The organism is Halomonas sp. BC04 (genome assembly GCF_000568385.1).
This window is the reverse complement of the sequence record NZ_AZQX01000040.1, coordinates 53,605-69,643: the sequence shown is the minus strand read 5'-3', so window position 1 is coordinate 69,643 and position 16,039 is coordinate 53,605. Positions and strand designations below refer to the sequence as shown.

General features: G+C 61.3%; 16 protein-coding genes and 2 pseudogenes. 11 read left to right on the top strand and 7 right to left on the bottom strand.

Annotated elements, in window-relative coordinates; all coding sequences use genetic code 11:
- Positions 1–202, bottom strand: a pseudogene (locus tag Q427_RS33205) (OsmC family protein); the annotation flags it as partial.
- Positions 203–512: 310 nt separating this feature from the next.
- On the opposite strand from Q427_RS33205, the gene Q427_RS03205 reads away from it, so the two are divergent.
- From Q427_RS03205 to Q427_RS03200, 3 genes are all read left to right on the top strand, one after another.
- A complete protein-coding gene (locus tag Q427_RS03205; protein WP_051496093.1) occupies positions 513–1,736 on the top strand; it encodes a dihydrolipoyl dehydrogenase in 1,224 nt (407 codons plus the stop codon).
- Positions 1,676–1,960 (top strand): hypothetical protein, encoded by a 285-nt coding sequence (locus Q427_RS36680; protein ID WP_081785789.1) that lies wholly within the window; start codon positions 1,676–1,678, stop codon positions 1,958–1,960. Before Q427_RS03205 ends, Q427_RS36680 begins: the two co-directional genes overlap by 61 nt.
- Positions 1,961–2,206: 246 nt before the next feature.
- Positions 2,207–2,698, top strand: coding sequence for an Lrp/AsnC family transcriptional regulator (locus Q427_RS03200; RefSeq protein ID WP_043510902.1), 492 nt, complete (start codon positions 2,207–2,209; stop codon positions 2,696–2,698).
- 59 nt (positions 2,699–2,757) lie between these two features.
- On the opposite strand, the gene Q427_RS03195 is transcribed toward Q427_RS03200, so the two are convergent.
- The 3 genes from Q427_RS03195 to Q427_RS03185 are packed head-to-tail and all read right to left on the bottom strand — an operon-like array spanning position 2,758 to position 6,432.
- On the bottom strand, positions 2,758–4,581 hold the full coding sequence (locus tag Q427_RS03195) for a putative bifunctional diguanylate cyclase/phosphodiesterase (protein WP_197030488.1): 1,824 nt from the start codon (positions 4,579–4,581) through the stop codon (positions 2,758–2,760).
- Complete coding sequence (locus Q427_RS03190) at positions 4,565–4,969, bottom strand: response regulator (RefSeq protein WP_043510901.1); 405 nt, start codon at positions 4,967–4,969, stop codon at positions 4,565–4,567. Before Q427_RS03190 ends, Q427_RS03195 begins: the two co-directional genes overlap by 17 nt.
- Positions 4,966–6,432, bottom strand: coding sequence for an ATPase domain-containing protein (locus Q427_RS03185; protein WP_043510899.1), 1,467 nt, complete (start codon positions 6,430–6,432; stop codon positions 4,966–4,968). The genes Q427_RS03190 and Q427_RS03185 overlap by 4 nt, the downstream gene beginning before the upstream one ends.
- Positions 6,433–6,614: 182 nt before the next feature.
- Between Q427_RS03185 and Q427_RS36675 the strand changes: the two genes are divergently transcribed.
- Entirely contained in the window at positions 6,615–6,812 is a 198-nt protein-coding gene (locus Q427_RS36675; RefSeq protein ID WP_043510898.1) for a TetR family transcriptional regulator, read from the top strand.
- A gap of 100 nt (positions 6,813–6,912) precedes the next feature.
- Here Q427_RS36675 and Q427_RS03175 read toward each other — a convergent pair whose 3' ends face one another.
- Positions 6,913–8,172, bottom strand: a complete 1,260-nt coding sequence (locus Q427_RS03175; protein ID WP_043510895.1) for a hypothetical protein — start codon at positions 8,170–8,172, stop codon at positions 6,913–6,915.
- A gap of 237 nt (positions 8,173–8,409) precedes the next feature.
- On the opposite strand from Q427_RS03175, the gene Q427_RS03170 reads away from it, so the two are divergent.
- From Q427_RS03170 to Q427_RS03150, 6 genes are all read left to right on the top strand, one after another.
- On the top strand, positions 8,410–8,976 hold the full coding sequence (locus tag Q427_RS03170; RefSeq protein WP_043510891.1) for a TetR/AcrR family transcriptional regulator: 567 nt from the start codon (positions 8,410–8,412) through the stop codon (positions 8,974–8,976).
- Entirely contained in the window at positions 8,973–10,259 is a 1,287-nt protein-coding gene (locus tag Q427_RS03165; RefSeq protein ID WP_043510889.1) for an MFS transporter, read from the top strand. Before Q427_RS03170 ends, Q427_RS03165 begins: the two co-directional genes overlap by 4 nt.
- 70 nt (positions 10,260–10,329) lie before the next feature.
- Positions 10,330–10,668, top strand: coding sequence for a helix-turn-helix domain-containing protein (locus Q427_RS03160; RefSeq protein ID WP_043510887.1), 339 nt, complete (start codon positions 10,330–10,332; stop codon positions 10,666–10,668).
- Positions 10,658–11,911, top strand: a complete 1,254-nt coding sequence (locus tag Q427_RS03155) for a type II toxin-antitoxin system HipA family toxin (RefSeq protein ID WP_043510885.1) — start codon at positions 10,658–10,660, stop codon at positions 11,909–11,911. Before Q427_RS03160 ends, Q427_RS03155 begins: the two co-directional genes overlap by 11 nt.
- A gap of 97 nt (positions 11,912–12,008) precedes the next feature.
- Positions 12,009–12,173: an Mpo1-like protein gene (locus tag Q427_RS29665; protein WP_231613368.1), complete on the top strand. Its 165-nt coding sequence runs from the start codon at positions 12,009–12,011 to the stop codon at positions 12,171–12,173.
- A gap of 196 nt (positions 12,174–12,369) precedes the next feature.
- Complete coding sequence (locus tag Q427_RS03150) at positions 12,370–13,836, top strand: uracil-xanthine permease family protein (RefSeq protein WP_051496092.1); 1,467 nt, start codon at positions 12,370–12,372, stop codon at positions 13,834–13,836.
- A 75-nt stretch (positions 13,837–13,911) separates the two neighbouring features.
- Here Q427_RS03150 and nfsA read toward each other — a convergent pair.
- Positions 13,912–14,642: pseudogene (nfsA, locus tag Q427_RS03145) on the bottom strand (oxygen-insensitive NADPH nitroreductase).
- A gap of 173 nt (positions 14,643–14,815) precedes the next feature.
- Between nfsA and Q427_RS03140 the strand changes: the two are divergent.
- Entirely contained in the window at positions 14,816–15,148 is a 333-nt protein-coding gene (locus Q427_RS03140; protein WP_043510882.1) for an antibiotic biosynthesis monooxygenase family protein, read from the top strand.
- A 97-nt stretch (positions 15,149–15,245) separates the two neighbouring features.
- Here the strand turns inward: Q427_RS03140 and Q427_RS03135 are convergent, their stop codons facing one another.
- Positions 15,246–16,037: a M15 family metallopeptidase gene (locus Q427_RS03135; protein ID WP_231613367.1), complete on the bottom strand. Its 792-nt coding sequence runs from the start codon at positions 16,035–16,037 to the stop codon at positions 15,246–15,248.
- Positions 16,038–16,039: the final 2 nt, after the last annotated feature.

Sequence of the window (16,039 nt, the reverse complement as noted above, 5' to 3'; positions counted from 1 at the left end):
ACAGCATATGGCAGCTGGACACCGAGCTGATCAGCATCTGTTCCGGGTCTGCGCAGCTTGAATCGCCCTTGAATTCGACCGACGCGGAAACATTAACTTTTTGACCACCATTCAACGTAACGCAGTGATTTCGCGAGTATGTGTTTGCATCGGTTGCGTGGGGAGCGCTCTGCCAACTGATGGCTGCCTCATGGGCTGACATGGATAAGCCTCCTGTCTAAGAATTTCCTCATCGTAAGTGATCCCGGGAACGACTGAAAAGCGACGATTCCTAAGCAGATGGCTTAGCCTGACTAATGTGAACTCTGGCCACCCGCTTCGTTGATCCCCGGAGGCTGCATCAGCCTCTGCCAAAAGCGGCAGCGGCCTGCCAAGTCGCAACCCATGGATTACGAAAAATAAGCCAAACGCTTAGAAACTATCGCTTTACCCCTTGAACGGCCATGAATAGTCTTCATGGTGTCTGGCGGCAAGTCCGGCAATGCCCAGCCACCAAGAATGCGAGGAGCCCCATGAACGAATCCAATGTGAAGACCATGGATGTTGAGTACGCGATCATCGGCGCCGGCACCTCCGGGCTGGGCGCCTACTCGAAGATCAGCCGCAAGACCGATAGCGTGGTGATGATTCAGGACGGTCCCTATGGCACCACCTGCGCACGGGTCGGCTGCATGCCCAGCAAACTGCTCATCACCGCTGCCGATTACGCGCACCACCTGGTCACCAGCGATTTTTTCGGCGTGACAGCCTCGGGTCGCGTGGATGGACAAAGAGTGCTAGAACGGTTGCGCCGAGAGCGAGATGAGCGTTTTGTCGCCAACAATCTCCGCTACGTCGACAAGATTCCGGCCCATCACAAGCTCGAGGGGCGTGCCAGGTTTATCGGACCGGGCCACCTCAGGGTGGGCGAATCCGTCGAGGTCAAAGCGGAAAAGTTCATCCTTGCATGCGGCTCCAGGCCTGCGGTCAGCGACGTATTCGAGCCGGTAATGGGCCGCGTCCTCACCAGCGATACGGTATTCGAGCTGAAGGACCTGCCCCGCTCGATAGCGGTGATCGGTATGGGAGTGATTGCACTGGAACTGGGGCAGGCTCTCCATCGCCTGGGTGTCGAGACGACAATTTATGGCCGTTCCGGAAAGATCAACGCGCTCACCCACCCGGACATGCAGCAGCAAGCACTGGATATCCTCGGCACCGAACTGGATATCTATCCCAGCGGCCAGGTGGTGAACACCTGGGAAGACGCCGAAGGTGCCTGGATCGAGTTTGAACAGTCGAACGGCCAACGGGTCACTAAAGTGTTCGACAGGGTACTGGTCGCCACAGGGAGGGTCTCCAATGTCGACCGACTGGGTATGGAGCATACAGACGTGGAATTCACTGAAGCTGGCAAGGTGATATTCGATCCGCAGACGATGCTCTGTTCTGACACTCCCATTTTTATTGCCGGCGACGCGGCTGAATACCTGCCGGTGTGGCACGAAGCCTTTGATGAGGGGCGCATCGCCGCCGATAATGCGCTGAACTATCCAGACCCGGTGCCTGTAGATCGTAGACCGCCGTTAATGGTGTTCTTCACCGATCCTCAGATCGCCATCATCGGACAGAGCTTTCGGGAGCTTCAAGATCAGGAAATCATCATTGGCGACCTTCCGTTTACCAGCCTCGGCATGTGGTTTGGAACAAGGTCGAAGGACGCATTCAAGTCTACCTGGAGGCGCGAACTGGCGTAATTCTAGGCGCCGAACTGCTTGGATACCAGGCCGAGCACCTGGCGCATCTTCTGGCTCTAGCCATCACACACAGCATGACGGCAGAGCAGGTACTGTCGATGCCGGTCTATCACCCCAGTGCCGAAGAGCTGTTAAGGGATGTTTTGATCGACGCCAGGGAAAAGCGCCGGGTCTACACAGCAGAAACCATGATCCATGCAAATTCAGTCCCGGCATATTCATGAAACAGGCCTGACACTCCTTGGGCAACCGGCACCATTCCAAATATTTTACTTTAAATCAATGACTTACAGGGCTCAAGATGGCTAGCCTCACGAATTCAGGTATGATATTGTTGATCCAATACCATCTGCTGGTATCGCAGCATCTCGTCGGCTTGATCTCCAGACGTCACATCTAGCGCCGGCAAGCGCTTCGCCTCACTCCTGCACCCGCTCCTGCTTTGTCGATTACAATGGAGAACAAGAATAATGAAAAAAATCGCCATTGATTCTGCGGACATGCGCATCCTTTGCGCAGTGCAGCAACACGGTCAACTCAGCAAAACAAAGCTGTCAGAACTTGTCAATCTTTCTCCGACACCTTGCTGGGTCCGTTTCAACCGATTAAAAGAAGCTGGGCTGATACGGGGATATCATGCAGACATCGCCATCGACAAGATCGCCAATGTTACGAAGGTAGTTGTTACAGTTTCGCTCAAGGAACATCGCAAATCGGACTTTCACCGCTTTGAGTCTCATATCAAGCAAGTGGACGAGATAGTCGAATGCATAGCGACGGGGGGGGGAATGGATTACGTCTTGAAAGTCGTGACTCTCAGCCTTTCCGGCTTTCAGAATGTGATGGAAGAGCTGCTTTCAGCGGAGTTGGGAATCGATCGCTACATGACTTACATCACAACCAAAGAAATCAAATCGACCCAACCAGATCTTGCCAGCCTGATGACTGACCCAGGAAACTGAACCGGAAGGGGAGGAAAAAGGGACATTCTTGCCGTGCGCTGAATCAGCAGAGGGCGGGCTCACTTGGGTAGCCGCAGCGCCATATCCGGACCCATCGCACTACGCCTCTGAAAACCTCGGGCCATACTTTTTCCATTTTGCCAACCACTCCCCAAAGTCGGCAGCCGGCATCGGGCGGGCGATGTGAAAGCCCTGCCCCAAGCCCACGCCAGCGGCGCGCAGGTACGCAAGCTGTTCCTCGCTTTCGATGCCCTCGGCCACGGTTTCGAGCCCGAATTCGCGTGCCAGGTGGATGATCGCACGTGCACCGTGTCACTCCCCTCCACGCCCGGCACACCGTCGATGAACTGCTTGTCGATCTTGAGCGTGTCCACCGGCAGCTGCTGCAGGTAGCCTAGCGAGGAATAGCCGGTGCCGAAGTCGTCGATGGCGATTCCGAACCCGGCCTCCCGCAGCGTGCGCAGGCGCCCGATGGTTTCGACGCTCGTCTCGCAAAGCATGGTTTCGGTGAGCTCGAGCTCGATTGCCTGGGGCGGCAGGTCATGCTCAGCGCATAGCGCCTGCAGCCACGTCGCGAAGCCCACATCGCTGACATCAGCCGGTGTGACGTTCACTGCGAGGACGAAATTGCGCTCCCCGTCCGCACGCAAGCCGGCGGCGATGCGGCAAGCGGTAGCGAGCACCCAGGGCGTGATCCGGCGGATGAAGCCGGTGGATTCGGCAACCGGTATGAACCGGGCGGGCGGGACCAGCTCGCCGGTCGGCAGGCGCCAACGAATCAGGGCCTCGGCGCCCACGACACGATTGTCCGCGAGGGCCAGCTTGGGTTGCAACCACAGCTCGAACTGCTCCTGCTCCAGGGCGTCATGCAGCGCGGCCTCGGTGCGCAGGTGGTGCAGCATGGTCTCGCGCCGGCCCGCCGAATAGAACGCGGGTTCGCCTTCGTTCGCCTGAGTCGCAGCAATGTTGGCGGCATTGATGACGGCCTCGGCGTCGTTGCCGTCCTGGGGATAGCTGGCAATTCCGGTGCGGGCCTTGAGGTGGATCGGCTCACCGCCGACCTCGATGGAGCGACGATCCAGCTTACCCAGACGAGTGCAGAGGGGTATGACCCGGTCCAACGGTGAGACGTCGTCGTGCAGCATGGCGCCCCAGCTCTCTATGCCCAGCCGTGCCAGCCCCACGTCCTCTCCGGCCAAATGGCAGAGGCGCTCGGTACACGCCGCTGCGGCTTGGTCGAGGCCGCGCTGGCCAAACGTCTCGAATACCCTGGTGAACGCCGTGTGCACCGCGACGATATGTATCGGCTCCCCTTTCGCCTTCGCCGCTACCATCGCGGTGCGCACCTGCTCATGGAAGAGGTTGCGATTGGGCAGGCTCGTCGCGCGGTCGTAGTTGACGATACGTACGAGTTCCTCGCGCTGGGCCTGGGCCTGGCGGCGAGTGCGCAGCAGAATCTCCACGCGTTCGAGGAATTCAGCACGATCGATCGGGCTGATGACGAAATCATCAACGAGGGAGCGTAGTCGGCTCGCCCGGCTGCGGAGCTCGGCGCGCGGGAGCATCAGCATGACCGGCAGAAATACCGGCTGCTGAGCGTTCTTGGCTTCAAACAGTTCATCCTGCCAGCGCTTTAGCGCCGGTCCGTCGGCAATGGCGAGGTCGAAGCCTTCGGCCGGGAGTTGGCCCCTGTCGAGGTGGACCAGGCGATAACGTGCAGAGAGCTGGTTTTCGAGCTGCTGGCGATTGCCGCGCCCTTCCATCAGCAACAGGATGCGGCGAGTATCGCCGGTGTCGCCAGCGCCCTCCGACGCTACCGGCCGCCACGTCGCGGCTGCCTGGCCACGCGACCCCGAGCCGCTCACGTCATACTTCTCGTCCATGGGTACCCTCCGTCGTCGCCCCTGTATGCAGGCTCTGCAGCAGTTTCAGCAACGCGGCCTTGGCCACGGGCTTTTGCAGCACGCTTGCCGCGCCGTACTGCAGCGAGCGGTTCCCCGCATCGCAGTCCTGGCTGGCCGAAAGTACAACGAAGGGAACACGGCAATCTCGCAGTTGCTGACACAGTGGCCAGACGGCTTCGCCAAAGCCGCTCGGATCCACCAGCGCGACCCAGTGTCCATCCTGTTGAACCAGGAGCGTCTGCAGCTCGCCCGCCGTGGACGCACGGGCCGCGTCCATACCCGCCTCCTCGGTCGCTGCGGCGAGCACCCGAGCGTTGCCTGGCTGACGTACGATCAGGATGACGCCCCGCGTGGCCGGGGCCGTCATTCCCCCCCCTTCTCTCTGCCCGCTGTCACGCTGGCCGGCTCACCAACCTGAAAGCCACCCGGTGCAATGGCGAAGCGGCGCTGCTCGTGCTCAAAATCCGACATGCGTTTCTTGAGGATACCAACGAGTTTTTCCAGCCGGTTTCCGCCATTGACGTAGCGGAAAAAGATGACGTTGTCCGCCAGATGGCTGATGTCGCGCGAGGATATCTGGATTTCTTCACCGAAGGCATGGTTCTCGTTGACCAGGAGTACGGTGACACCCCGTCGCGACAGGGACTTGGCCAGCAGGTGAAGCGGACGCTGGACGGCTTCGTCCGGGTTCAGTGCCATATCGAAGCCGGTAACGCTGTCGATCACCACCAGATCAATGTCCTCTACCTCGACCCGCGCCAGAAGATTGGCCATGAATTCATCGGCGAGATAGCGCAGCGGCTCGATCTGCTCCACGGCCAGGTGCCCCGATTCCAACGGACCATCGACATCGACGTCGAGCGTGCGCAGGCGATGAAGATAACCGTCCAGCTCCTCCTCGAACTGGAACACACCGGCGCGATACCCATCATGGGCCGCCGCTGCTGCCGTCATGGCTGCCATGGTGGACTTGCCGATCCCGCTGGGGCCAGTAATCAGCGTGATGGTACCGTTCTCGAGGCCGCCATGGAGCATCTTGTCGAAGGTGGCATTGCCACTGCGAAACTGCACCGTGCCGGCCCCCTTCGTCATACGCCGCGCCGGCGGCACGGTGCGCGGGAATACATGTAGGCCGCTCTCATCGACGCGATACTCGTGCCGGCCGCGCAGGACCGCTGAACCGCGGAGCTTCGAGACCTTGATCGTGGGGCTGGATGTGCCCGCCTCCAGGTTGATAACGCCATCGGCCAGAAACTGGAGATCGTCATCCGGGTTCTCCATGGACGACTCGGAGGTGAACACCGCGGTGGACCCGCGCTCGATGAGAAACCGTAGCAGCGAAACAACCTGCTGACGGAATTGGTAGCGGTCGGCGGACAGGAGTCGCAGGTGCGTCAACGAGTCGATGAACACCCGTTGCGGCTGGATGCGCTCGACCGCCTCGATGACGGTGTCGACCATCGGCGCCTGCTCGACATCGGATGCGGCAAAGACGTCGTAGGTCTGAGAGCCGGTGAAGAATTCTTCGGTCGGTGCCAGGCTCAAGAACTCGATGCCGCGGGTGTCGAGACCGACGGTGGCCGCGTTCGACCGAAGCTCCGCCTCCGGCTCCTGGAAGCCGATGAAGAGTGTGCTTTCTCCCTCGCCTGCTGCGGTGAGAAAACTGAGGCCGAGTGTGGTTTTTCCCAGCCCGGGACCACCGCGAAGCAAGTAGCTGCGACGGGCTATCAGGCCGCCGCCAAGGATCTGGTCGAGGCCGGGCACGCCGGAGGAGATACGCTCAGGCAGCGCAGCTGCCGCGGAGGTGTCGACATCTAGAGCTGAGGACATTGTTGTTCTCCTTTAGAGCGAGGGATGAGCTCCCGGCTCTCTGGGTACCCAGGTACGCAGGCTTCCCTACGCACGACGCCACTATGGAACCATGTAACTACAATGAACTATTGATAAAGATCAAACAATGCATCAGGCAGAGGCCTGAGGCCCCACTGGACTAACCTGACAGCGGGCGGTATATGGCATCGCTTGAGAGCACCGGGTGCGCTGCACTCAGCAAGACATATTTAGACAGATCAGTCTATATAGGTGAAGGCACTCATGCCAGTATCCAAGCGCGATCACTCCTCACCACCGCCGAGCGGCTCTTCTACGAGCAGGGGTTCCACGCCACCGGCATCGACCGCATCGTGGCAGCCGTGGTGGCGGTACGATGACGCTCTACAACCACTTCGCCTTCAGGAAGGCACTGGCGGCGGCCGTGTCACGCGATGGCCTGGACCCATGCTCCGGGTTGGATGCTGATCCCTCCCGTGATCAGGACACCGGCTGCTGCTTGAGTCGATACAGCACCTTTTCCGGCTGGCCGTCGTCGTCGGTGTAGACCACAAAACCCTTGTAGTGGTCGAAGAAGGTGCCAGTGAAGAAGATCCACTCGTCGGGGCGGAAGTTGATGATGTTGTCCAGCTTGACGTCCTCCTCATCGAAGAAGTCTTCACCGGCCAGGGTGATCAGCAGCGTACGGAAGTCGTCGGCGGATGCCTCGTCAAGCACGAAGTCGGGGGCGAGCAGGCCGCCGAAGAACGTGCTCAGGTCCATATCGCTGGAGGGGCGCTGGAAGGGCACCAGTCGCTCCCCGTCATGGTAGAAGAAGTGCTCGCGGGTGCTGCGCCAGCCGCTGTCGTCAGAGAGCGAGGCAAAGGTGTCGTAGTCGTAGCGGTAGACGATGCGCTGAACGAGATCGCTGCCATCCGGCGTCACGACCGGCTCGATCTCCAGCCGGATATCGTCGAGAAACAGCGCCTTCACCTCGGCAAGCTCCTCTTCGCTGACGGTGGGGGCAGAGGCGTCCACCAGGTCATCCCGGCTCCAGTCGGCGACCCGCATCGAGGAATCCCGGGCCCACTCGCCCTCGAGCGTCAGGGACATCTCGGCTCCTTCCCCTGCCTGTCCCTGCCGATCGACCAGTCGACCGGCGAAGTCCAGGCGCCCTTCCAGGGCCTCCTCTGCGGCCTGTTCGAAGTGAACGCTGCCGGCGTCGACAAACACTTCCGCCTGAGGATCAAGCCCACCGTCGTGGCGGCCCCCCAGCAGCCCGACGACCATGAAGGTATCGCCATCCAGGGTCTCGACCTCCGGGCCGACCAGGGCTGCCTCACCCTCCACCATGGCCGTCTCCACATGGGGTGACAGCACCATGCAGGCATACTGCAGCTCGTCGCCGTCGCTTCTCAGGATGAGCTCCGTGGTGGCAATCAACCCGCTGCTATCACTGACGTTGAACCAACCCTGACCGTAGGCGCGCCAGCGCTCGCCCTGATGCTCCCAATCACCGGTGATAGGCGGCGCCATCTCCGGGTCGTCGCTGTCGAGCATGGCAATGAGCTCCGCGTCGCTGACTTCTTCCGGGGGCATCATGCAAAACGCGGGGTCCACGATCTCGAACAGCATGTCCGGGGGCATTCGATCCTCGAGCTCACTGGCACTGGCCTGCGTCGTCACCGACACCAGCAGGCCAGCCCCCATGCGACTGACGGTCCGACAGATACGTGTGGATGAAAGGGCTGAAAACGTCATCGTGTGCACTCCCTGTTGGGTGGCCGAATCGTGCTCTGCCCGGCGGCAGCGCACATTACATTAACTTACCAGCGCGCAGTGGAAGCATTCCCCGTTCAAATGAACGGTATCTGCCGGGCCGATTGCAGCGAGTTCTTCGAGACGATGGCTGGGGCAGCGCCGCTTGACACCGCCGCGCCCCCTGTCCTTAGATGGGCTTATATTTTGACAGATCGGTCTATATAGGAAAGGACACCTATGCCAGCCGCCAAGCGCGACCAGCTGCTCGCCACCGCCGAGCGGCTCTTCTATGAACAGGGGTTCCATGCCACCGGCATCGACCGCATCGTGGCGGCGGCCGGGGTGGTGCGAATGACGCTCTACAACCACTTCGCCTCCAAGGAGGCCCTGGTGGCAACCGTGCTGCAGGCCCGCCATCAGCGCTTCATTGATAGCCTGGATGCGGCGGCAGCCAGCGCGTCGCCGGGCCAGGTGACCCTGGCCCTGGTCGATGCGCACGGCCGGTGGCTGGAGCAGTACAGCCAGCATGGCTGCATCCTGGTCAAGGCGATGGGCGAGTTTGCCGCACACAGCGACGAACTCCATGCCCTGGCGGCGACCGCCAAGGCCGACCTGCTGGCACGCCTCGAATCCGCCGTGGCACGCGACAGCCTGGACCACCACGCCGGCCTGGCGCGGCAGCTCTTCATGGTGCTGGAAGGCTGCAATACGGCGATGGCCCTGTGGGGCGCGCAGACAGCGCTGGCGGACACGCGAACGTTGGTCGACACCCTGCTGGCAACGGCCCGGAGCAAGGCCCAATGAGAACCTTATCGAGCATGGGATTCGCCCTGTTTGGTGCCGGGCTGATCGCCATCAGTTTCGGGCTCGCGCGCTTCGCCTTCGGCCTGTTCGTCCCCGCCATCAGCACCGACCTGGACCTGACGCCGTATCGGATCGGCATCATCGGGGCGCTGCCGCTTATCAGTTTCGTGCTCGCCACACTGGTCGCACCGCTCGCCGCCGATCGCCTCGGTGCTCGTGTATTAGCGATACTTTCGAGCTGTTTCGGTGCCGGTGGCCTGGCACTGATCAGCCTGGCCTCGGATGCGATATCGCTGGGTATTGGTGTGTTCATCTGCGGCATCTGCACCGGTTTGATGATGCCGGCACTGACCACCGCTATGCAGGCGCTCGTGAGCCGCACGATGCACGGCCGCGTGAGTTCCATCATGAACGCCGGTACCAGCATCGGCATCATCGTGGCGGTGCCTACCGTGGTGTTCCTGTCCGATGCATGGCGTTTCACTTACGCCATGTTCGCTGTGCTGGCGGGCATCGGGATCGTTGCCGCCTGGTACTTCATCCCCTCGGTGTCACGCGTCATGCCGGCCAACGCCGCACCGCCACCCCCGATCAACAGACAGCAGTGGTCGCGCCTCATCCGGCTCACGCTGTTCGCCTTTGCCATGGGTTTCGTTGCTGCGCCGTACTGGCTTTTCGCCCCGGACCTGGCGGTTACCCTCGGCGCCCTGCCTGCCGGCCACACCGGTTGGCTGTGGTTCGCGGTCGGTATTGCCGGCCTGGGTGGTGCCATGGTGAGTGACCTGGCCGACCGAAATAACCCGCCCATTACGCAGGCATTGATGTTGATGATGCTGGCCTCGAGCCTGGCGTTGCTTGCCGCGAGCCCGGGCCAGCTGGGGCTGGCGATATTCTCCGCGCTGGTCTTCGGCCTTGCCTATATGAGTCTTACGGGGCTGTATCTCATGACCGGCATCCGACTGCTGCCCGGTCGGCTATCCATGGGACCGGTACTGCCCTTCATGGCGGTTGCGCTCGGTCAGGCGGTGGGTTCTCCGGTCATCGGCGCCCTGGTCGATGGACTGGGGTACGCCGATGGGTTTGCCATATTCGCGATGATCGGCATCCTGGTGGCGATGCTGTCGCCGATTTATCCGGGCCACATCGACTACTGGACAGAAGACGCGGAAGAGGAGCCGCAGCAGGTGGAAGATACCGGCATCCAGGCAGCGTATGACCATCAGTTGGTGGATGAGAATGGCGAGCCCGTTGAACCTGTCGCGGAAGAGGACGAGGCCACCTAGGAGCCACTCAACGCCAATTTGCTGAAAGTAAAATATCGCTAAATCAGTTAAACGAAACTATACTTTCGGCATGAAAACGAGACACGTCACCCTCAGCCCCAGAGCCACCCTCTCGCTGCGCCTGTTCGCCGGGCTGATCGAGGAGGGGCGGCTAAACAAGGGCTGGACCCGCGATGAACTCGCCGAGCGGGTCGGCGTTAGCGTGGTCACGATGCGTCAGGTAGCCAAAAGCTCACCCAAGGTGGCCATAGGCACTTACTTCGAAGCAGCCGCACTGGTCGGCGTGTCGCTGTTCACCGATGACTCCGACACGCTGCGTCGCGAGCACGCCAACCAGTTGGAACGGCTGACATTGCTACCCAAGCGCGCCAGTCGTCAGCAGGATAAACCCATCGACGATGACTTCTAGCCAACGCGCCTACGTATGGATCTGGCTGCCCGGCCAGACCTCCCCAGTCGCTGCCGGCCTCGTGGAACGCGATGATCGGGGCCGGTACCGATTCGCCTATGGCCGAAGCTATCTCGCTCGTGAGGATGCCATCAGCTTCTTTCCTCGTGAGCTTCCCCTGCGGCCTGGCGAGCTGGCGCAGACTGATGGCACGCTGCCTTCTTGCCTGCGCGACGACTCCCCCGACGCCTGGGGGCGTCGCGTCATCATCAATCGGCTGACGGGGCGAAAGGGGAATGGTGCAGGCGAGGTCGATTACAGCGAGATGGTCTACTTGCTGGAATCCGGGTCGGATCGTGTCGGTGCTCTCGATTTTCAGCTCTCCCCTACCGAATACCAACCCCGCGAACAACAGGACGCTACCTTGGCGGAACTGCAGGAGGCGTCGGAATATGTGGAGTCCGGAAAACCGCTACCGCCGGTTCTGGACCAAGCCATCCAGCATGGCAGCAGCATCGGCGGTGCCCGCCCCAAGGCCCTGTTGAATGACCAGGGCCGCAAGCTGGTGGCGAAATTCTCATCCAGCTCCGACCTCTATAGCGTGGTAAAGGCGGAATTCGTTGCCATGCGACTCGCCAGGCTCGTGGACCTGGATGTAGCCCCTGTCGAGATGACCTGCTCGCTGGGCAAGGATGTACTGTTGGTGGAACGCTTTGACAGAATGAAAAGCGCCAGCGGCTGGTCCCGAAGGATCGTGCTGTCGGCGCTCACTCTGCTGGGCCTGGATGAAATGATGGCTCGCTATGCCAGCTATGAGAATCTGGGCCATCTTATCCGGTCGGAGTTCGACCAGCCCGGACAAACGCTGCGTGAGTTGTTCGGCCGCATCGTTTTCAATGTGCTGTGCGGTAATACCGATGACCACGCTCGCAATCATGCCGCCTTCTGGGATGGCGAGACCTACCGATTGACGCCGGCTTATGACATCTGCCCCCAATCGAGAACGGGGGGCGAAGCCACCCAAGCGATGCTGCTGCACGGGCAGGAGAGACGCAGTCAGCTTGTCCACTGCCTGGCAGCGGCGGAGCCACTTGGCCTCACTCAAGTGCAAGCTGAAGAGATTATTGGTCATCAGCTCACCACGATCCGGGAACGGTGGGAATCCGTGTGCGCTGAAGCCGACTTAAGCCAGGTCGACAGTGACTTTCTATGGGGAAGGCAATTTCTCAACCCTTTCGCGCTGGAGGATTATAAGGAGTCTTGATGTATATGCCTGGCAGCGACGGATTCCTTCCGCCCTATAGCAATCGCATACAAGGCAGCGGCCCGCTGACGAGCTAGTGTGGGAATGACTCAGAGGCTTGCGAACATTCGAGGGCGTGACCATGCGTAGCCTGCAGCATTTCCTCGATGACAATGGCGAGAGCCATCGTCATCCGGTGAACCAGTGGGTGCACATCGTCTGTGTGCCGGCCATCCTGTTTTCCACCCTGGGCCTGCTGTGGCTGGTCCCGGCCAGCCACTGAGCCTTCAGCGGCGTAATAGACATCTCCTCATCCCGACCTCTTCCTGAGTTATCGCCAGCGACGCAAGTGCGCCGGGCGAGGCATGCGTGCCTTGGGCTTAATGTGAAAAATATTTCTAGTATACAATTTTATCAGATACTGTAGACACGATAGCTGACAGCTGTACTACAAATTCAAGAACAGATCGGAAGCCCTCATGCCCAAGCAGCAGGTCAATACGTCCATCTTTGACTTTTACGGCAGGCCGCCCCTGGACAAGGCCTTGCCCCTCTCGCTTCAGCATGTGCTGGCCATGATTGCCGGCGTCATCACACCGCCCATCATCGTTGCCGGCGTCGTAGGCGCCAGCGTGGAAGAGAGACTCCTGCTGATCCAGATCGCGGTGCTGGCGTCGGGCGTCAGCACGCTGTTCCAGCTCTATGGGGTGTGGAAGTTCGGCGCTCGCCTGCCCGCCATCTTCGGGGTGGGCTTCGCCTATGTGCCGACGCTGGTCGCCGTGGGCGGCCAGTACGGCCTTGCCGGCATCCTCGGCGCGCAGCTGATCGGCGGCATCTGCATGATGGTGGTGGGCTATTTCATTCAATACATCCGCCACCTGTTCCCGCCAGTGGTGGCCGGCACCGTGGTGCTGGTGATCGGCCTGTCGCTGTATGACATTGCCGTGCGCTACATGGCAGGTAGCGGCAACGTCGAAGCTCCCGGCTTCGGCGAACCGCTCAACTGGTTGGTGGCCCTCATCACGCTGCTGACGGTGCTGATCGCATCGCAGTTCGCCAGAGGCGTGGTGAAGCTTTCGGCCATCATCGTCGGCATCGTCGTGGGCTACTTGCTGTCGCTGCTGCTCGGCATGGTCAGCTTCGAGGCGGTCGCCGATGCCGGGTGGGTGGCGGTGCCCCAGTTCATGCCCTTCGAACTGGAATTCCACACCTCGGCCATCATCGCCATGGTGATCATCTGCGTGATCAATTCCGTGCAGACCATCGGCGACCTTTCGGCCACCACGGTGGGGGGCATGAATCGCGAGCTGAAGACACGCGAGCTCACCGGGGGGCTGCTGGGCAATGGCTTGACCACCACCCTGAGCGCCTTCTTCGGCGCCCTGCCCACCGCCACCTTCAGCCAGAACGTCGGCATCGTGGCGATGACCCGCGTCATCAGCCGCTTCGTGCTGGCGCTTGCCGGTGGCTTCATGCTGCTGGCCGGGTTGAGCCCCAAGTTCAGCGCCCTGGTGACGACCATCCCCTACCCGGTGCTCGGCGGCGCCACCATCATCGTCTTCGGCATGATCACCATGACCGGCATCAAGCTGCTGATAAAGGACGAGCTGTCGGCCCGCAACATGACCATCGTCGGCCTGGCGCTGGCCCTGAGCCTGGGCATCGCGCAGGTGCCCGAAGCGATCGCGCAGGTGCCCGAAGCGATCGCGCAGCTCCCGGAGTGGATACAGAGCGTGGTCGGCGGCTCCCCCATCGTGGTCGCGGCCATTACCGCCTTTACCCTCAATCTCGTTCTGCCCCGGGTCACCCTGGCCGACGAGGAGCGCGAGCGCGAGCGGATGGCCCGCGCCGACGAGGAGAACAACTGCAGCACGATTCAGGACCCGGAGGCAGCCACTTACTCCCATCGCCAGGAAGGCTCGACTGGCAAGGCCAGCAACAACTGAGGTCGGTTCAGTCCGGCCCACCGCCGGGCTGAACACCTCACGTCATCGCGATACCTCTCGAGACCTGCCCCGGTACTATTTCATCTCGAAGCCACGCTTGGTCAGGAACTCGCGCATGTGGGCACGCAGCTTGCTGTCGAACAGCGGCTCCAGGTTCTTCGACCAGTTGGTGTCCTTGTTGCCGCCGCGACGCTTGCCGTAGTAAGCCTGCATGGCGTCGTCGAAGGCCGCCACCAGCTCGCTGTCGTCGGTGTAGTAGTCTTCCTTGAGGATGGCCTCCACCGGCAGGCGCGGCTTGACCTCCGGGTCATGGGCCGGGTAGCCGAGGCACATGCCGAACACCGGGTAGACGTGCTCCGGTAACCTGAGCAGGTCGCTGATTTCCTGAGGGTTGTTGCGAATGCCACCGATGTAGCAGATGCCGAGCCCCTCTGATTCGGCGGCAATGGCCACGTTCTGGGCCATGAGCGCGGTATCCACGGTGGCCACCAGCAACTGTTCGGTCATGCCGCGGACCACGTTGGCTCCGGTGCGCTCGGACGCTCGGTGGGGCGCTTCATGTCGGCGCAGAACACCAGGAAGTCGGAGGCGGTCGCGATGTACGACTGCCCGCCTGCCAGCTCGGCGATCATCTCGCGATTGGCCGGTTCGTTCACGTGGATGAGGGTGTAGGCCTGGACGTGGCTGGAGGTCGCGGCAGCCTGGCCGGCTCGTATCAGCTCCAGCAGCATCTCGCGTGAGATCTTCTGGTCGGTGAATTTGCGAATTGAGCGGTGGGATTTCAGCAGTTCGATGGTGGAATTCATGTCGCCTCGCGGAATGCGTGTCGATAGTTAACCTGCTTATTGTCTTACATTACGCAACGCATTGCATTTCACCGAGCGGTTGCACGCACAGCTGGGCCAGCTTGCCCTCCCCTGGAGTAAGCTGGCATCGTCACCAGGCAATCATTCCCGCCTGACCACAAGGAGCGACCGTCATGTTTATCGCCATGAACCGTTTTCGGGTCAATCCCGAGAGAGTGGAGGAGTTCGAACAGATCTGGCTGGAGCGGGAAACCCACCTGCAGGGCCTGCCCGGTTTCGTCGAGTTCCATATGCTGCGCGGCCCCGAGGAGGAGGATCACGTTCTCTACGCCTCCCACACCATCTGGAAATCGCGCGAGGATTTCGAAGCCTGGACGCACTCCGAGGCATTCCGCGCCGCCCACGCCAATGCCGGGCAGAGCCGCCGCGAGGGGCTCTATCTGGGCCCGCCGAAGTTCGAGGGTTTCGAGGTTATCCAGACGATAAGCGAAGCGGGCGACGCTTGACCAGGGCCGGCATCGCGGCCCGCGCAGGGGCCCGATGCTTGCCTTGATGCTCTACCACATCACGCCGGACTGCCCCAAGGTCGTCCGGCGTGTGCGTTCAGGGCGAGCGCCACCTGTCAGCCGAGCTGCCGGCGCCAGCGGTTTTCGATGGTGTCGAGCTCGGCCGGACCGTAACGGGCGATACCGCCTCCGCTGTAATGTGCCCAGAGCTGATCGCCGAAGTCGTAGTGCCACCACTCACTGGCAGGTTGGTAAAACCCGCTTTCTGCATCACGTGATAGAGCAGACGTCGATTGTTCCTGGCCTGGCGCTGTGCCGCGCTCAGTGGCGTCAGGGTCTCGAAGTGATCGGTATGCGAGGCCGGAATGGCTTCATCGAACTGCGTACCCATATCGAGGGGCATGCCATCGGCGTCGCAGAGGGAGACATCCACGGCGCCGCCCGTCAGGTGAGGGCTCGGAGCCATCGGGTCTCGGCTCGGCAGCGAGACAAACTCACGTGTGCGCACCATGAGCTCACCATCATCCAGCGCTGGATGATGGTGGTGGATCGCTTCGTGCAGTGTATCGAACAGATACTGCTGCACACGCCACGGCCTCCAGCCGTCGAGGACCACCATGCCGATTCCATCGGGCAACTGCCGGGCGGCATGAAGTAGCGCCCGGTAGACTCCCTCGCGCACAAAGCACTCCGGCACTGCGCCAGGAATTCCCAGCCGCGCATAGGCGGGGAACACCTTGATGGGCTCGGGCGCCAGGCTCATCGGAACAAGGCGTTCACCGCACTCTGTGATCGGTAGCGCGGACACATGCCCCCACTCGGGCGAATCGACGCTGGGGACCTTGGGTAATGGGGTGCTGTCGGCACCTGGGGAGTCGGAGGTCGGCATAG

Coding starts and splice junctions, on each gene's coding strand:
- Q427_RS03185 (WP_043510899.1), bottom strand. CDS start 6,432: ATGTCCTCAGCTCTAGATGTCGACACCTCCGCGGCAGCTGCGCTGCCT.
- Q427_RS03175 (WP_043510895.1), bottom strand. CDS start 8,172: ATGACGTTTTCAGCCCTTTCATCCACACGTATCTGTCGGACCGTCAGT.
- Q427_RS03170 (WP_043510891.1), top strand. CDS start 8,410: ATGCCAGCCGCCAAGCGCGACCAGCTGCTCGCCACCGCCGAGCGGCTC.
- Q427_RS03140 (WP_043510882.1), top strand. CDS start 14,816: ATGTTTATCGCCATGAACCGTTTTCGGGTCAATCCCGAGAGAGTGGAG.
- Q427_RS03155 (WP_043510885.1), top strand. CDS start 10,658: ATGACTTCTAGCCAACGCGCCTACGTATGGATCTGGCTGCCCGGCCAG.
- Q427_RS03150 (WP_051496092.1), top strand. CDS start 12,370: ATGCCCAAGCAGCAGGTCAATACGTCCATCTTTGACTTTTACGGCAGG.
- Q427_RS03165 (WP_043510889.1), top strand. CDS start 8,973: ATGAGAACCTTATCGAGCATGGGATTCGCCCTGTTTGGTGCCGGGCTG.
- Q427_RS03135 (WP_231613367.1), bottom strand. CDS start 16,037: ATGCCGACCTCCGACTCCCCAGGTGCCGACAGCACCCCATTACCCAAG.
- Q427_RS03195 (WP_197030488.1), bottom strand. CDS start 4,581: ATGGACGAGAAGTATGACGTGAGCGGCTCGGGGTCGCGTGGCCAGGCA.
- Q427_RS03205 (WP_051496093.1), top strand. CDS start 513: ATGAACGAATCCAATGTGAAGACCATGGATGTTGAGTACGCGATCATC.
- Q427_RS36675 (WP_043510898.1), top strand. CDS start 6,615: ATGGCATCGCTTGAGAGCACCGGGTGCGCTGCACTCAGCAAGACATAT.
- Q427_RS03160 (WP_043510887.1), top strand. CDS start 10,330: ATGAAAACGAGACACGTCACCCTCAGCCCCAGAGCCACCCTCTCGCTG.
- Q427_RS03190 (WP_043510901.1), bottom strand. CDS start 4,969: ATGACGGCCCCGGCCACGCGGGGCGTCATCCTGATCGTACGTCAGCCA.
- Q427_RS03200 (WP_043510902.1), top strand. CDS start 2,207: ATGAAAAAAATCGCCATTGATTCTGCGGACATGCGCATCCTTTGCGCA.